The following is a 14,236-nucleotide window of genomic DNA, read 5'->3' as shown; positions in this document are numbered from 1 at the left end:
GATGCGCAGCGAGTTCAAGCATTACCTGTGGCTGCTCGTCGTGGCCGTGCTGGTGGCGGCGATACCGCTGGCGACCAGCAATGATTTCTATCTGCGCATTGTGTTTCTGATTGGGGTGAACTACATCGCCGCATCGGGGCTGAATGTACTGGTGAACTACACCGGCCAGAAGTCGCTCGGCCATGCCGGCCTGTTTGCCGTGGGCGCCTATGCCGTGGCCCTGCTGACCGCGCGTTGGGGTTGGAACCCATGGGCCGCGTTTGCAGCGGCGGGAGTGCTCGCGGGTCTGTTTGGCGTGGTCATTGCGTTGCCGGCCCTGCGCGTGAAAGGCCCGGCGCTGGCGATGGTGACGATCGGCTTTGGCATCGTGGTGGAGAAGATCGTCTCTGAATGGCAAGACGTGTTCGCTGGCCAGCAGGGCATTTACGGTGTGGTGCCGCTGCAGATCGGCGGGCAGATGTTCAGCACCAAGCATTGGGTCTGGTTCGTGCTAGGGCTGTGTGTGCTGCTGCATGTGATGTTTCGCCATCTGCTGAGTGGCCGGTTTGGGCGGGCGTTTCTGGCGGTGAATACGGCCGAGGTGGCAGCGGAGAGTGTGGGGGTGAGCGTGTACAAGTTCAAGGTGCTGGCCTTTGTGATCAGTGCGTTCACCTGCGGCATCGCTGGGGCGCTGATTGCGCAGCAGAACCAGTACATCAACTCGGATTTCATCACTTTCAACCTGTCGATCTTCTTCCTGTTGATCGTGCTGTTTGGCGGCAACTCGGTTTACGGCCCACTGCTGGGGGCAGTGGTGCTGACCTTGCTGGATTCGCTGCTGTCGCGCTGGCCGGATGTGCAGCACTTCACCTATGGTGCCTTGCTGCTGTTTGCCCTCTACGCCATGCCCAATGGGCTGGCGGGGTTTGTACGCAGTTTTGCGCGCAGGTTCACGCCGGGGCTGGTGCCCAAGGAGCAATTGCCCACGGGTCTGCCTGCGTGGCAGCTGAAGCCTTCTGCAGGCGCTGCCTCGGCCGGTGTTCTGCTCCATGGTGAAGGCCTGTACAAGGCATATGGTGGCGTGGTGCCCACCAACAATGTCGATATCCAGATTCGGCCGGGGCATGTGCATTCGCTCATTGGCCCCAATGGTGCGGGCAAGACGACGCTGCTCAATATCCTCTCGGGGATCGTGACGCCAGAGCGCGGAACGATTCAGTTCGCAGGGCATGGCATTGTCGGGGTGTCGCCTAACCGGATTGCGCGTATGGGCCTGGGGCGTACCTTCCAGAACCTGCGCCTGTTCAGTGATATGACGGTGCTCGACAACGTCAAGGTGGGCTTGCATTCGCATATCAAGGCGGGTTTTTTTGCAAGCCTGGTGGGAGTGGGCAAGGCACGCCGCGCAGAGTTGGCGGCGCGAGACGAAGCGCTGCAGATTCTGGACCGGCTGCACCTGCGCGACAAGGCGCTTCACATTGCTGGCAGCCTGCCCTATGGCCTGCAGCGGCGCTTGGAACTGGCGCGCGCCCTGGCCACACACCCGCAACTGCTGCTGCTGGATGAACCTGCCGCAGGCCTCAATCCGCAGGAGACGCAGGAGCTGGTGCAGGTGATTGCCCGTATCCGTGATCTCGGGATCACCGTGCTGCTGATCGAGCACCACATGGATCTGGTGATGGCGGTCTCCGATCATGTGATCGTGCTGGATTATGGGCAGAAGATTGCAGAAGGAACGCCAGCCGAAGTGCAGAGCAACCCGCGCGTGATCGCCGCCTATCTGGGCAGCGATGAGGAAGAGGACGGCAATGATGCGACAGGAGGCCCCCATGTCTGACCAGGCAACCGCATTGCTGCGTGTGGAGTCGCTGCAGGTGCACTATGGGGCCGTCCAGGCGCTCAAGGGTGTTTCGCTGCATGTGAATGCTGGCGAGGTGGTGACGATTATCGGTGGCAATGGCGCTGGCAAAAGCACGCTCATGAAAGCCATATCGGGCCTGGAGCCCGCAGCCGGGGGTTCGATCGCATTCCTCGGGCAGGACATCACGCGCATGCCTGGCCATCTGCGCGTACCGCTGGGCATTGCCCAAAGCCCGGAAGGCCGCCAGGTGTTTGCAGACCAGACCGTGCATGACAACCTGCTGCTCGGGGCCTACCACCGCAAGGATGGGGCTGCGGCCATCGCGGCAGACATTGAGCGGCAATTTGCCACGTTTCCGCGCCTGAGCGAGCGGCGCGGGCAGATGGCAGGCACCATGTCGGGCGGCGAGCAGCAGATGCTGGCCATCGCGCGGGCGTTGATGGCCCGCCCCCAGTTGCTGTTGCTCGATGAGCCTTCGCTGGGTCTCGCTCCGCTGATCGTCAAGGAGATATTTGCCATCGTGCGGCAGCTCAAGCAGCAGGGCGTCACCATCTTGCTGGTAGAGCAGATGGCCAATCAGGCGCTGGGTGTGGCAGACCGCGCCTATGTGCTGGAAACGGGGCGATTCACGCTGGAAGGCAGTGCCTTCGAGCTTCGGCGCGACCCCAAGGTGCGCGCAGCCTACCTGGGGGCACATGCATGACAACGGCAGGCGCCAGCGAAACCTTCGACTATGTGATAGTGGGAAGCGGCGCTGCTGGCGCGATTGTTGCCGCGCGGCTGAGTGAAGATTCAGGTGTCAGCGTCTGTGTGCTGGAGGCTGGCGGTGCGGACTGGCACCCCTACCTCAAGTTGCCAGCGGGGTTCATCAAGGTCATCTTCAACCCGGAGCGAGCCTGGCAGTTCAGCTCCGAACCCTCTGCGCGCACTGCAGGCCGGCGCATTCCGCTGCCCCAGGGCAAAACCTTGGGGGGCTCCACGTCGATCAACGGGCTGGTGTACAACCGGGGCCAGCGGGAAGATTTTGATGGCTGGGCCGCGCGTGGCAATCCAGGGTGGAGCTATGACGAGGTGCTGCCGTATTTCAAGCGCAGCGAAACTTTTGTCGATGGTGGAGACCCGGCATTGCGCGGACACTCGGGTCGCTTGAAGGTGACCCTTCCACACTGGCCGCACCCGGTCTGCGAGGCCTTTTTGCAAGGTGCGCAAGAGATGGGCATGCCGCTCAACCCGGATTACAACGGTCCCAGCCAGCAAGGCGTCGGTTATTTTCAGCGCACGATCGACCAGGGCTGGCGGGTGAGCACATCCGCGGCATTTCTGCGGCCTGCACAGCGGCGCAGCAATCTCCGGGTGGTGACGGGGGCCCAGGTTCAGCGCATACAGATTGCAAACGCCATGGCCACGGGGGTGGAATATGTGCAAGCGGGTGTGCTGCGCACGATCCATGCGCGGCGCGAGGTGATTGTCTGTGCCGGGGCGATCAACACACCCAAGCTGCTGATGCTCTCGGGCATTGGCGATGGTCACCGGCTGCGCGAGCTGGGTATCGAGACCCACGCGCATCTGCCGGGCGTGGGTCAGCATTTGAAGGACCATTTCTCGATTCGTCTGGTGGCCCGCGTCAGGAACGCCGTCACCATCAATGAGCTGGCACGGGCTCCGCGCCTGTGGGGGCAGGCGGCAAACTGGCTGCGCGGCAAGCCCAATATTCTGGCGCTCAGCCCTTCTGTGGTGCATTGGTTCTGGCAGTCGCAGCCCGGGCTGCCGCGGCCCGATCTGCAGGGTGTTTTCTCTCCCGCCAGCTACCGCGAAGGCTATGTGGGCATGCTCGACCGGTTTCCCGGCATGACCTGTGGCGTGTGGCAGCACCGCCCCAAAAGCATGGGCAGTGTTTCGCTGGCCTGCGCCAATCCCTGGGCAGATCCGATTGTGCAGCCCAACTATCTGGACGACGAAGAGGACCGGCAGACGCTGTTGCGTGGCGTGCGCATTGCCCGTGCCTTGCTGCAGACCCAGGCGCTGGCACCGTTCCGCGAGTCGGAAACCATGCCGGGCGCGCAAGTGCAGTCCGATGAAGAGATTCTGGACTTCATCTACCGCTACGGTGTTTCGTCCTACCACGTCAATGGCACGGCGCGGATGGGGCCACGCAGCGATGCGGGCGCTGTGGTGGACGCACAGTTGCGCGTGCACGGCGTTCGCAACCTGCGCGTGGTGGACGCCTCGGTGATGCCCGAGATTCCGTCGGCCAATACCTGCGCTGCCACGATGATGATCGGTGAAAAGGGCGCCGAGATGATCCGCAGCGCCCGCTGACGCAGGCTGCAGCAGACATCAGCGTTTCTTGCGCGCCCGCATGTCCAGCACATTGGGCAGGGTCTGCGCGTTTTGCCCGGCAGCCAGAATGCGGTGCTTCTGGATTTTCTGCGTTCCGGTGGTGGGAATCTCGCTGGTGAACCACCACCACCCCGGCACCTTGTAGTACGCCATCTCCTGCTGGCAGAAGGCAAACAGCTCCTGGCAGATGGCGGTGCCGGCTTCCACACCCGGTATCAGCACAATGCTGGCCAGCACTTCCTCTTCGCGGATGTCGTCGGGGGCGGCCAGCACGGCCACCTGGTGCACCTTGGGATGAGACAGCAGCACGGCTTCCACTTCAGCGGCGGCAATGTTCTCACCACTGCGGCGAATGATGTTCTTGCGCCGGTCCATGAAGTGCAGCAAGCCGTCCGGATCCTGCACCACCACATCACCGGTATGGAACCAGCCGCCTTCCCAGGCTTTGGCCGTGGCTTCGGGGTTGTCCAGATACTCGCTGAAGAAGTGCTTGCGCGGTGTTTGGGCAGAGTAGCGCACCAGCATTTCGCCCGGCGTGCCGGGGGCTACGGGCTGGCCGCTTTCGTCGGCCACCAGCACTTCCAGGCCCGGTGCGCTTTTGCCGAAGGAGCGTGTTCCAACCTCGCGATCTGCGCCATGGTCGGAGATAGTGCGCACCACTTCGGTCATCCCCCACAGCTCGATGAGCGGAAAGCCGAAGCGCGCTTCAAACGCCGCATGCAACTGCGGCTCAACGCCAGCGCCATAGCCAAAGCGCACGCAGTGCCTTTGCTCCCATTCGGAGGGCGCCTGCTTGAGCAGCAGCGGAATGATCACGCCCAGGTAGTGCACGATGGTGGCGCGTGTACTGGCCACTTCTTCCCACCAGCGGCTGGGGGCAAAGCGGTCGGTCTGGATCTGGCAACCGCCTGAGAGCAGCATGCAGTAGAAGGACAGGATCGACGCGTTCACATGAAAGAGCGGCAGCGGGTTGAAAAGGCGTTCCCTGCCTTCCTGCACCGAAACGTAGCCGGGGTGAGATGCATACCATTTGCCAGCTGCCAGCTCGTAGGCATGCGACAGCACGCAGCCTTTGGGCTGGCCGGTGGTTCCGGAGGTATAGAGGATGCTGGCGGGCGTGTCTGCGGTAACCGCGCCCTGGGCTGGGCGCTGGGCCGGGGGCAGGGTGAGTGCGGTGTAGTCTTCTGTATTGGTGGTGACGACACCGGGCTGGGTGCGCGTGTCCTGCAACGATTCCTGCACGGCCGCGAGGCGTGTGGGCAGGCAGACGATCACATCCAGCTGCGCGTGGTCGATGAGGTAGTTCAGCTCGCGCCGCTTGTAATCAGGATTGATGGGCACACAGCAGATGCCCAGGCTGTTCATCGCCAGTTTGTGCAGCATGTGCTCGGGCCTGCTCTCCAGAAGCAGGCCCACGCGATGGCCTACGCCATAGCCTGCTGCCTGGTAGAGCGTCTTGAGTGCATCGATCAGCTGGCCTGCTTCGGCGTAGCTGAACTCACGGCCCTCGGGCAGATAGCTGCGCCCGGGGTTGGCGGGAACCGCCAGCAGGCTGAGGCTGCCATATTTGGCAATAGCGGCTGCCAGGGCTTCGCCGATGGTGGTGTGGTCATGGATGTCAATCATGTGGTACTCCCCCGTCAAGGCCTGATCAGCGGTGACGGTATCGGATCGACGCCCTGGGCCAGCGCGGCCTGCTTTTCGATATCAAGGCTGCGCAAGAATGCTGCGCGCTGCTGCAGGCCCATCCAGTAGTGCTGGGTGGCCGGGCCCCATTGGGCGCTCATGCCCAGGTAGTCGGACAGCATCAGTGCATAGCCGATGGCCACATCGGCCGCCGTAAAGCGCCCCGCGCACAGATAGGGCTTGTCTGCGGGCAAAGACTGCGCGGCAGCCTCCACCGCGCGCAGGCGGCCCAGAAACCAGCGCTCGTAGTCTTCGGCTACCTGGGGCTGGCGCCGCACCGCGGGCTCAAAAAAGCAGTAACGCAGTACCAGGGTTTGTGGAAAGGTGAGGGTGGCATCGGCCATGTACAGCCAGTTCAGATAGCTGCCATAGGCCTTTTCGTCTGGTGCAACCCCTAACTGGCGCGCGGGCGCCTTGCTCGCCAGGTATTGGCAGATGGCGCTTGACTCGGTCATGCGCGTGGCGCCATCGATCAGGAGGGGCACCGTGCCCAGCGGGTTGAGGGCCAGATATTCCTTGGCCAGTGCACGCGGCGGAAAGGGCAGCATATGCAACTGGTAGGGCAGACCCAGTTCTTCCAGCATCCACAGCGCGCGGAATGAGCGCGCGCTGACGCAGTGGTAGAGCTCCATCACGGCAATGTCTCCTGTTGAGAACCTACGCAAACTATGGCGCGCGGTGGATATGTTCACCGGCAGGCGATCTGGCCTGGTTTGAATTTGCGCAAGTCGTGCAATCGTTATGACACCATCTTGGCACGGATGGGATGCGGCGGGGTTCTTCTAGGTGTCAGCCAGGTTGCAGTTCATGCCGCCGATGGACTCCGCGCGCTTCACGCCGGTGGCCGGGTGCTCTTGCGGTACTCGGCAGGAGACATTCCCATCCAGGTGCGAAAGGCGCGGATGAAACTCTTGTCGTTGCTGAAGCCTGCCAGTTGCGCAATCTGCTTGATGGGGCGGTTGGTGCGGTGCAGCAAGGTAAGCGAGCGTTCGCGCCGTACCTCGTCCTTCAAGGCCTGCAGCGAAGCGCCTTCGTCCTTGAGCTGGCGGTGCAGGGTGCGCAGCGACAGGTGCAGTTTCTTGGACAGGGTTTCTGCGCTGTGCATGGCCGAAGGATCGGCGGCCAGCAACTGACGCACGCGCTGCACCATCAGCCGGTCGCGGCGATAAGGGCGTACCGTCAGCGGCAGGGCGCGCTGCAGCATGCGCTGCAGGGCGGTTTCATCACGAGCAATGGGCAAGGCCAGATAGCGGGCATCGAACTGCATGCTGGTGACCGGCGCGTCAAACTGCACTTCGCCGGGAAAGAGCAGCGAATAGACATCGGCATGCCCTGGGGCTGCAAACGGAAAAGCCACCTTGAACAGCGGCAGCGACGAATCCACATACCAGCTCGACAGCCCGTGGATATTACGCAGCATCGACACTAGGCAGAACTCGCGCAACTCGCCCAGGCCCGCATGCTCCACGATCTCCAGCGTGGCCGTGTTGCCATGCACCTGTAAGCTGAGCTGCAGGTCATCCGTCAGCAGACCATGGTGGCGGCACCAGCGCTTGAGGGCCACGCCCAGGTCCGGGCTGGTCAGGGATGCGCGTGCCAGCATGCCATAGCTGCCCCAAGGCAGACGGCGGCTGAACCAGCCCAGAGCCTCATCGTCGAGTTCCTGCATGGCGGCGTCGGACAAGGTCTCGAACTGCAAGGCGGTGATGCCAACGGTATCTTGTTCGACCGTAAAGGGGTCAATTTGCGCCAGGTGCAATGCCTTGTCGGGGTTGAGCCCACGGTGCTGGTAGGCGCGTGCAATTGCACGCACGAAGGCCATGGGCGTAACGGCCGGGTGATGGATGACTGCGGATGACGGAAGCGGCTTGGTCATGGGGGCGAAAATCTGCCAGCAAGCATTGATTGTACTGGCGACTTTTGCAACCTGCCTGCCACCATTTGCGCGGCCCGCTGGCGTATGCTGGTGCGCAACCAAGATATACCAGATACGCGGGCGTGCGCAGCGCTTTGCAGACAGGAGACAAGCATGAGCGACCACGCTTTGATGACCAGCTATGCGCGCGGCGCCGCAGAGCCCCGCCTGCTGGACAAAACCATTGGGCAGCAATTGGTAGATACGGCCACCCGTTTTGGCGACCGTGATGCGCTGATCAGCCGCCACCAGAATATCCGCCTGAGCTACCGCCAGCTGCTCGCCCAATCCTTTCAACTGGCCAGCGCCCTGCTGCGCGCCGGTATTCAGAAGGGTGATCGCGTAGGTATCTGGTCGCACAACAATGTGGAATGGGTACTGCTGCAATTCGCTACCGCACATGTCGGCATCATTCTGGTCAACATCAACCCGGCCTACCGCACCTCCGAGCTGGAGTATGCGTTGAACAAGGTGCAGTGCAAGGCCTTGTTCGTGATGGAGCGCTTCAAGACCAGCGACTACCTGGGCATGGTGCGCGAGCTGGCCCCCGAACTGGCCACTAGCCACCCTGGCCAGCTGCAAAGCGCCAAGCTGCCCGACCTGCGCTGGGTGGTGTGGATTGACGCGGCCGGCTCAGGCGCGGTCGGCTTAGACACAGCCGGCTCAGGTGCGCCCCAAGGCGGCGAGCAGCGCGGCATGGAGCGCTTCTCGCGCTTCATTGCCATGGGTGATGCCCAGGATCCGCAGATTGCAGAGATCGCCAGAACACTGACGCCCTACGATCCGGTCAACATCCAGTTCACCAGCGGCACCACGGGCTTCCCCAAGGGCGCAACGCTCACCCATCGCAACATCGTCAACAACGGCTACTTCATTGGCGAGGCGATGCAGCTGTCGGAACAGGACCGGCTCTGCATTCCCGTGCCGCTGTACCACTGCTTTGGCATGGTGCTGGGCAACATGGCATGCATGACGCACGGCTCGGCCATCGTCTATCCGAACGACGGTTTTGATCCGGTTACTGTTCTGGAAGCGGTGCAGGCCGAGCGGTGCACGGGCCTGCACGGCGTGCCCACCATGTTCATCGCCGAGCTGGACCACCCGCGTTTTTCGGAGTTCGATCTGTCTACCTTGCGTACCGGCATCATGGCGGGCTCGCCTTGCCCGATTGAGGTGATGAAGCGCGTGGTCAGCGAAATGAACCTGTCCGAAATCACCATCGCCTACGGCATGACGGAGACCAGTCCGGTCAGTTGCCAAAGCTCTACCGATACCCCGCTGGACAAGCGCGTTTCCACGGTGGGCAAGGTGCAGCCGCATCTGGAGGTGAAGATCATCAACCCGGAAACGGGTGAGATGGTTCCCAATGGCCAGTCGGGCGAGCTGTGCACGCGCGGCTATTCGGTGATGCATGGTTACTGGGGCGATGAAGCCAAGACGCGGGAAGCCATTGACGCGGAAGGCTGGATGCACACCGGCGATCTGGCCACAATGGATGCGGAGGGTTACGTCAATATTGTCGGTCGCATGAAGGACATGGTGATCCGAGGCGGCGAGAACATCTATCCGCGCGAGATTGAAGAATTCCTCTACACCCATCCCCAACTGCAGGATGTGCAGGTGGTAGGCGTGCCAGACAGCCGCTTTGGTGAAGAGCTGTGCGCCTGGGTGATCGCCAAGGCGGGGCAGTCGCTGACCGAGGAAGATGTGCGCGACTATTGCAAGGGCCGTATCGCGCATTACAAGGTGCCGCGCTACATCCGCTTTGTCGATGCTTTCCCGATGACGGTCACCGGCAAGATCCAGAAGTTCAAGATCCGCGAGGCGATGATCGAGTCGCTGAAGCTGGAAATTGCCAAGACGGCTTGAAGGTCGATCCGCTATTAAAAGGGTAGCTTGTGGCGCGCGTCAATCCATATCATCAGACTGGTGTAAGCCTGAAAAGGGCTTGCCACGCGCGCCAGCAGCCAGCTTTATCGGGAGTCATCCCGCTTGGCAGCTTGTTTGGCGGCGGCACGGCGTGCCACGTCCAGGCGTTTGCGCAGGGTGATTTCGCTCAGATCGAGCTCCTGCACCAGACTGCGCAGAGATTCGTCGTTGATCCGGTTGTGCTGGCGTTCGGCATAAATGGTGTGCCGCTCCACCTTGATGCACTTGAGCCGCATCTCCAGCTCCATGACATAGCGTTCACGCCGCTGCTGTACCGCTTCGGGGCTGGCGGCATCGGACGCGTCTGCGGCATCGGGCGAGCGGTCTTCGTCCAGCATGTCGATGCGGTTGCGGTATTCGCGGGCGATGCGGCCTTCGATCTCGTGCTGTTGAGCCTGCCACTCGGTCGGTTGCTGGGTGGTGGTTTCTTCGTTGATCGCCAGGCTGTTGATGGCAGCGCGGCAAGCGGCCAGGCGTGCCTGGCGCTCTTCGATCACCGATTCGGGCTCGCTCACTTTGGGCACGCGGCGCAGTACCAGCGGCAGGCCGATGCTGCCGATCACCAGTGTGAAGAGAATGGTTCCGGTGGCAAGGAAGATGAGCATGTCGCGCGCCGGGAAAGGCTGGCCATTGTTCAGCAGCAAGGGCACGGACAGTGCACCGGCCAAGGTGACCGCACCGCGGATGCCAGCCAGGGTGGTCGCCAGGTTCAGCCACATATCGGGCTTTTCAACCAGCTTGCCGGCCCTGTGCGCCTTGTACAGACTGCTGCGCACGCCCAGCATCAACCAGATCCAGCGCAACACCAGCAGCGCCACCGAAATGATGGCTACATAGCCCACCAGAATCCACCAGTCATGGCCCGCGTCCCGCAGGGTGACGCCAATGATGGACGGAAGCTGCAGCCCCAGAAGCAGGAAGATGGCACCATTGAAGGCCGATTCGACCATGGCCCAGGTGCCAGCCGTCTGCATGCGCTCGGAGATGTAGTCGGCGCGGTTCAGATCGCCAAAATTGGTGGCTACGCCCGCCGCCACGGCGGCCAGAATGCCCGATACGCCGATCTCTTCGCCCAGCAGGTAGGCGGCAAAGGGCAGCAACACCAGCAGCAGCACCATCTGTGTGGCGGCCACGTCGCCCAGGCGGCGGGTCACGGTCTCGCGCAGGTAGCTGAATCCCCAGCCCGCGACAGCGCCCACACCCAGGCCGCCCAGGGCAATCCACAGGAATTCCTGCGTCACCTTGGCCCACGAGAACAGACCCGTCAGGGTGGCGGCAATGGCAAACTTCAAGGCGACCAGGCCCGACGCGTCGTTCAGCAGCGATTCGCCTTCGAGCACATGCATGGTGTGCGCTGGCATGCCCAGGTTGCGGGTGATGGCCGATACCGCCACGGCGTCGGTCGGCGAGATGACGGCCGCCAGTGCAAAGGCCACGGTGAGCGGCATCTCCGGAATCATCCAGTGAATCAGGTAGCCCAAGCCGATCACGGTAAACAGCACCAACCCGAATGCCAACTTCAGAATAGGCTGGTACAACGCAAAGAATTCACGCTTGGGAATGCGCCAGCCATCGGCAAACAGCAACGGCGGAATGAACAGCAGCATGAACAGGCCAGGATCGAAATCGATGTGCAGGCCATTCTGGGGCCACGACAACACCGCCCCCAGCATGATCTGGATGAGGGGCAACGGAATGGCTCGGATGTAGCGGGCGATGATGCCGGTGACGGCACCGATCATCAACACAAGCAGGACAGTTTCAACGGTATGCATGGTCTGCGGTTTTTATAGTTACAGACTATTCTGAAAGAAAACACGACTCTGAACAGAACGCTAGGGAACCTTTGCAGCACCCTCGCCAAATGGGCTGGACGCAGATCGCTGGAGACCGCGTTCAGACCAAGGCAGGGAGTTTGGCAGAGGATCCCCGGAGCATTAGATTAGAAAAGAGGACAAGCATGAGCAAACTCGGTACACAGCTGAACGCCAGATCAGCGGATTTTCAGGCCAACGCACAGGCCATGCGCGCTGTGGTGGACGATCTGCGCGCGCAGGCTGCAAAGATAGCCCAGGGCGGAGGCGAAGCAGCACGCGCCAAGCATGTCGGTCGTGGCAAGCTCCTGCCCCGCGACCGCGTGCAGATGCTGCTCGATCCCGGTACGCCTTTTCTGGAACTGGCGCCGTTGGCGGCGCTCAACATGTACAACAACGATGCGCCCGGCGCAGGCTTGATTGCCGGTGTGGGCCGTGTCAGTGGCGTGGACTGCATGATCGTGTGCAATGATGCCACGGTCAAAGGGGGAACTTACTACCCGATGACGGTAAAAAAACATTTGCGGGCGCAAGAAATTGCAGCGCAGAACCGCTTGCCCTGCATTTACCTCGTCGATTCGGGGGGCGCCAATCTGCCCAACCAGGACGATGTCTTTCCTGACCGCGAGCATTTCGGCCGCATCTTCTTCAACCAGGCCAACATGTCGGCCCAGGGCATTGCGCAGATCGCCGTGGTGATGGGCAGTTGCACGGCTGGCGGCGCCTATGTGCCGGCGATGAGCGATGAGTCCATCATCGTCAAGAACCAGGGCACCATCTTTCTGGGCGGTCCGCCGCTGGTGAAGGCCGCCACGGGCGAAGTGGTGAGTGCAGAAGACCTGGGCGGCGGCGACGTGCATACGCGCCTGTCGGGCGTTGCCGACCATCTGGCCGACAACGACACCCATGCGCTGGCGCTGGCGCGCAAGGCCGTCAGCCACCTCAACAAGGCCAAGGCCCGCAATCCGGCGGATCAGGCGCCGCAGGCACCGGTTTATCCGGCCGAAGAGCTGTACGGTGTGATTCCGGTCGATACCCGCAAGCCCTTTGATGTACGCGAGATCATCGCCCGCGTGGTGGACGGCAGTGAGTTCGACGAGTTCAAGAGCCGCTTCGGCTCCACCCTGGTGTGCGGCTTTGCCCGCATCGAAGGCATGGAAGTGGGCATCATCGCCAATAACGGCATCCTGTTCAGCGAATCGGCGGTCAAGGGCGCGCACTTCATCGAGCTGTGCTGCCAGCGCAAGATTCCACTGGTGTTCCTGCAGAACATCACGGGCTTCATGGTGGGTCGCAAGTACGAAAATGAAGGTATCGCTCGCCATGGCGCAAAGCTGGTGACCGCCGTGGCCACGGCAAGCGTTCCCAAGTTCACCATCATCATCGGAGGCAGCTTTGGCGCAGGCAACTACGGCATGTGCGGCCGTGCGTATTCGCCGCGCTTCCTGTGGATGTGGCCCAACGCGCGCATCAGTGTGATGGGCGGCGAGCAGGCGGCCAGCGTGCTGGCTACCGTCAAGCGCGATGGTATTGAAGCCAAGGGTGGCCAGTGGAGCGCAGAGGAGGAAGAGGCTTTCAAAGCACCGATCCGGCAGCAGTACGAAGACCAGGGCCACCCCTATTACGCATCGGCTCGCTTGTGGGACGACGGCGTTATCGACCCTGCAGATACCCGCCGCGTACTTGCGCTGGGCTTGGCGGCTACGCGCAACGCGCCGATTGAAGACACCCGGTTCGGCGTGTTCCGTATGTAAGTTCTGGATGTTTCAGGCTGCTGGCGCATGACTGATGCATGCAGCCGGTACACAAACCAGATCAATCTTCATCGATGTGAGACAGGCGCTGCCGCGAGGCAGCAGCGAGGACAACCATGAAAAGCACGTTTTTGACCGTGGAAGCGACCGGGCAGGTTGCCACCATCACCCTCACCCAGCCCGATGTACGCAATGCCTTCAGCGACGCCGTCATTGCCGATATCACCAAGGCCTTTCAGTTTGTGGGCCAGCAGGAGCATGTGCGTGCCGTGGTGCTGGCTGCCGAAGGCCCGGCTTTCTGCGCAGGTGCCAACCTGAACTGGATGCGCGCCATGGCCGATTACACGCGCGACGAAAACCTGGTGGACGCAGGCAAGCTGGCCGAGATGCTGCGCGTGATCTACGAATGCGAAAAACCCACCATTGCCCGGGTGCAAGGCGATGTCTATGCCGGCGGCATGGGCCTGGTCGCCTGCTGCGACATGGCGGTGGCGTCCGCCAATGCCGGCTTCTGTCTCAGCGAGGTCAAGATTGGCCTGATTCCCGCCACCATCAGCCCCTACGTGATCCGTGCCATGGGGCCGCGCGCATCGCACCGCTATTTTCTGACGGGTGAGCGTTTTGACGCCGCCGAAGCCTTGCGCATCGGCTTTGTGCACCAGGTGGTCGAGAGCGATGCGCTCGACGGCGCGGTGGACGGCTTGCTCAAGCATCTGCTGAGTGCAGGGCCCGCAGCAGTACGGGCCTGCAAGAAGCTGGTGCTGGATGTGGCGGAGCGCGAAATCAATGCAGGCCTGATCCAGGCCACCGTCGAAGGCATTGCCGACATCCGTGCCAGCGCCGAAGGCAAGGAAGGTGTGCAGGCATTCTTGAACAAACGCAAACCCGGATGGCTGGGAGGCTGATTCCGCAATAAAGCGACCTTGGATGGCAGGCAGCAAGCGGCCGTTGGCGCTAT

At 62.1% G+C, this 14,236-nt stretch carries 10 protein-coding genes; 6 read left to right on the top strand and 4 right to left on the bottom strand.

Annotated features, from left to right (window positions below):
- The first annotated feature begins 1 nt into the window (after window position 1).
- The 3 genes from HNP33_RS06275 to HNP33_RS06265 are packed head-to-tail and all read left to right on the top strand — an operon-like array spanning window position 2 to window position 4,159.
- Complete coding sequence (locus HNP33_RS06275; protein ID WP_184706478.1) at window positions 2-1,816, top strand: ABC transporter permease subunit; 1,815 nt, start codon at window positions 2-4, stop codon at window positions 1,814-1,816.
- On the top strand, window positions 1,809-2,543 hold the full coding sequence (locus HNP33_RS06270; protein WP_184706419.1) for an ABC transporter ATP-binding protein: 735 nt from the start codon (window positions 1,809-1,811) through the stop codon (window positions 2,541-2,543). The genes HNP33_RS06275 and HNP33_RS06270 overlap by 8 nt, the downstream gene beginning before the upstream one ends.
- Window positions 2,540-4,159 (top strand): GMC family oxidoreductase, encoded by a 1,620-nt coding sequence (locus tag HNP33_RS06265; RefSeq protein ID WP_184706417.1) that lies wholly within the window; start codon window positions 2,540-2,542, stop codon window positions 4,157-4,159. Before HNP33_RS06270 ends, HNP33_RS06265 begins: the two co-directional genes overlap by 4 nt.
- Window positions 4,160-4,177: 18 nt before the next feature.
- On the opposite strand, the gene HNP33_RS06260 is transcribed toward HNP33_RS06265, so the two are convergent.
- The 3 genes from HNP33_RS06260 to HNP33_RS06250 all read right to left on the bottom strand — a co-directional run bounded on the left by HNP33_RS06260 (window position 4,178) and on the right by HNP33_RS06250 (window position 7,742).
- Entirely contained in the window at window positions 4,178-5,806 is a 1,629-nt protein-coding gene (locus HNP33_RS06260; RefSeq protein WP_184706415.1) for an AMP-binding protein, read from the bottom strand.
- A gap of 14 nt (window positions 5,807-5,820) precedes the next feature.
- Window positions 5,821-6,501 (bottom strand): glutathione S-transferase family protein, encoded by a 681-nt coding sequence (locus HNP33_RS06255; protein WP_184706413.1) that lies wholly within the window; start codon window positions 6,499-6,501, stop codon window positions 5,821-5,823.
- A 197-nt stretch (window positions 6,502-6,698) separates the two neighbouring features.
- On the bottom strand, window positions 6,699-7,742 hold the full coding sequence (locus HNP33_RS06250) for an AraC family transcriptional regulator (RefSeq protein WP_233464410.1): 1,044 nt from the start codon (window positions 7,740-7,742) through the stop codon (window positions 6,699-6,701).
- A gap of 153 nt (window positions 7,743-7,895) precedes the next feature.
- On the opposite strand from HNP33_RS06250, the gene HNP33_RS06245 reads away from it, so the two are divergent.
- Window positions 7,896-9,650, top strand: coding sequence for an AMP-binding protein (locus tag HNP33_RS06245; protein ID WP_184706411.1), 1,755 nt, complete (start codon window positions 7,896-7,898; stop codon window positions 9,648-9,650).
- 104 nt (window positions 9,651-9,754) lie between these two features.
- Here HNP33_RS06245 and HNP33_RS06240 read toward each other — a convergent pair whose 3' ends face one another.
- A complete protein-coding gene (locus tag HNP33_RS06240) occupies window positions 9,755-11,485 on the bottom strand; it encodes a Na+/H+ antiporter (RefSeq protein ID WP_184706409.1) in 1,731 nt (576 codons plus the stop codon).
- A 185-nt stretch (window positions 11,486-11,670) separates the two neighbouring features.
- Here HNP33_RS06240 and HNP33_RS06235 point away from each other — a divergent pair, with 185 nt between their 5' ends.
- A complete protein-coding gene (locus HNP33_RS06235) occupies window positions 11,671-13,278 on the top strand; it encodes a carboxyl transferase domain-containing protein (RefSeq protein ID WP_184706407.1) in 1,608 nt (535 codons plus the stop codon).
- 116 nt (window positions 13,279-13,394) lie between these two features.
- Window positions 13,395-14,183, top strand: coding sequence for an enoyl-CoA hydratase/isomerase family protein (locus HNP33_RS06230; RefSeq protein WP_184706405.1), 789 nt, complete (start codon window positions 13,395-13,397; stop codon window positions 14,181-14,183).
- Window positions 14,184-14,236: the final 53 nt, after the last annotated feature.

Source organism: Comamonas odontotermitis (genome assembly GCF_014207855.1).
Taxonomy (GTDB): Bacteria; Pseudomonadota; Gammaproteobacteria; order Burkholderiales; family Burkholderiaceae_C; genus Comamonas; species Comamonas odontotermitis_A.
This window is presented reverse-complemented; position numbering and strand designations above follow the sequence as displayed.

Bases quoted from the DNA above. Each gene is read 5' to 3' on its own strand.
- HNP33_RS06275 (WP_184706478.1), top strand. From the start codon at position 2: ATGCGCAGCGAGTTCAAGCATTACCTGTGGCTGCTCGTCGTGGCCGTG.
- HNP33_RS06270 (WP_184706419.1), top strand. From the start codon at position 1,809: ATGTCTGACCAGGCAACCGCATTGCTGCGTGTGGAGTCGCTGCAGGTG.
- HNP33_RS06265 (WP_184706417.1), top strand. From the start codon at position 2,540: ATGACAACGGCAGGCGCCAGCGAAACCTTCGACTATGTGATAGTGGGA.
- HNP33_RS06260 (WP_184706415.1), bottom strand. From the start codon at position 5,806: ATGATTGACATCCATGACCACACCACCATCGGCGAAGCCCTGGCAGCC.
- HNP33_RS06250 (WP_233464410.1), bottom strand. From the start codon at position 7,742: ATGACCAAGCCGCTTCCGTCATCCGCAGTCATCCATCACCCGGCCGTT.
- HNP33_RS06245 (WP_184706411.1), top strand. From the start codon at position 7,896: ATGAGCGACCACGCTTTGATGACCAGCTATGCGCGCGGCGCCGCAGAG.
- HNP33_RS06240 (WP_184706409.1), bottom strand. From the start codon at position 11,485: ATGCATACCGTTGAAACTGTCCTGCTTGTGTTGATGATCGGTGCCGTC.
- HNP33_RS06235 (WP_184706407.1), top strand. From the start codon at position 11,671: ATGAGCAAACTCGGTACACAGCTGAACGCCAGATCAGCGGATTTTCAG.
- HNP33_RS06230 (WP_184706405.1), top strand. From the start codon at position 13,395: ATGAAAAGCACGTTTTTGACCGTGGAAGCGACCGGGCAGGTTGCCACC.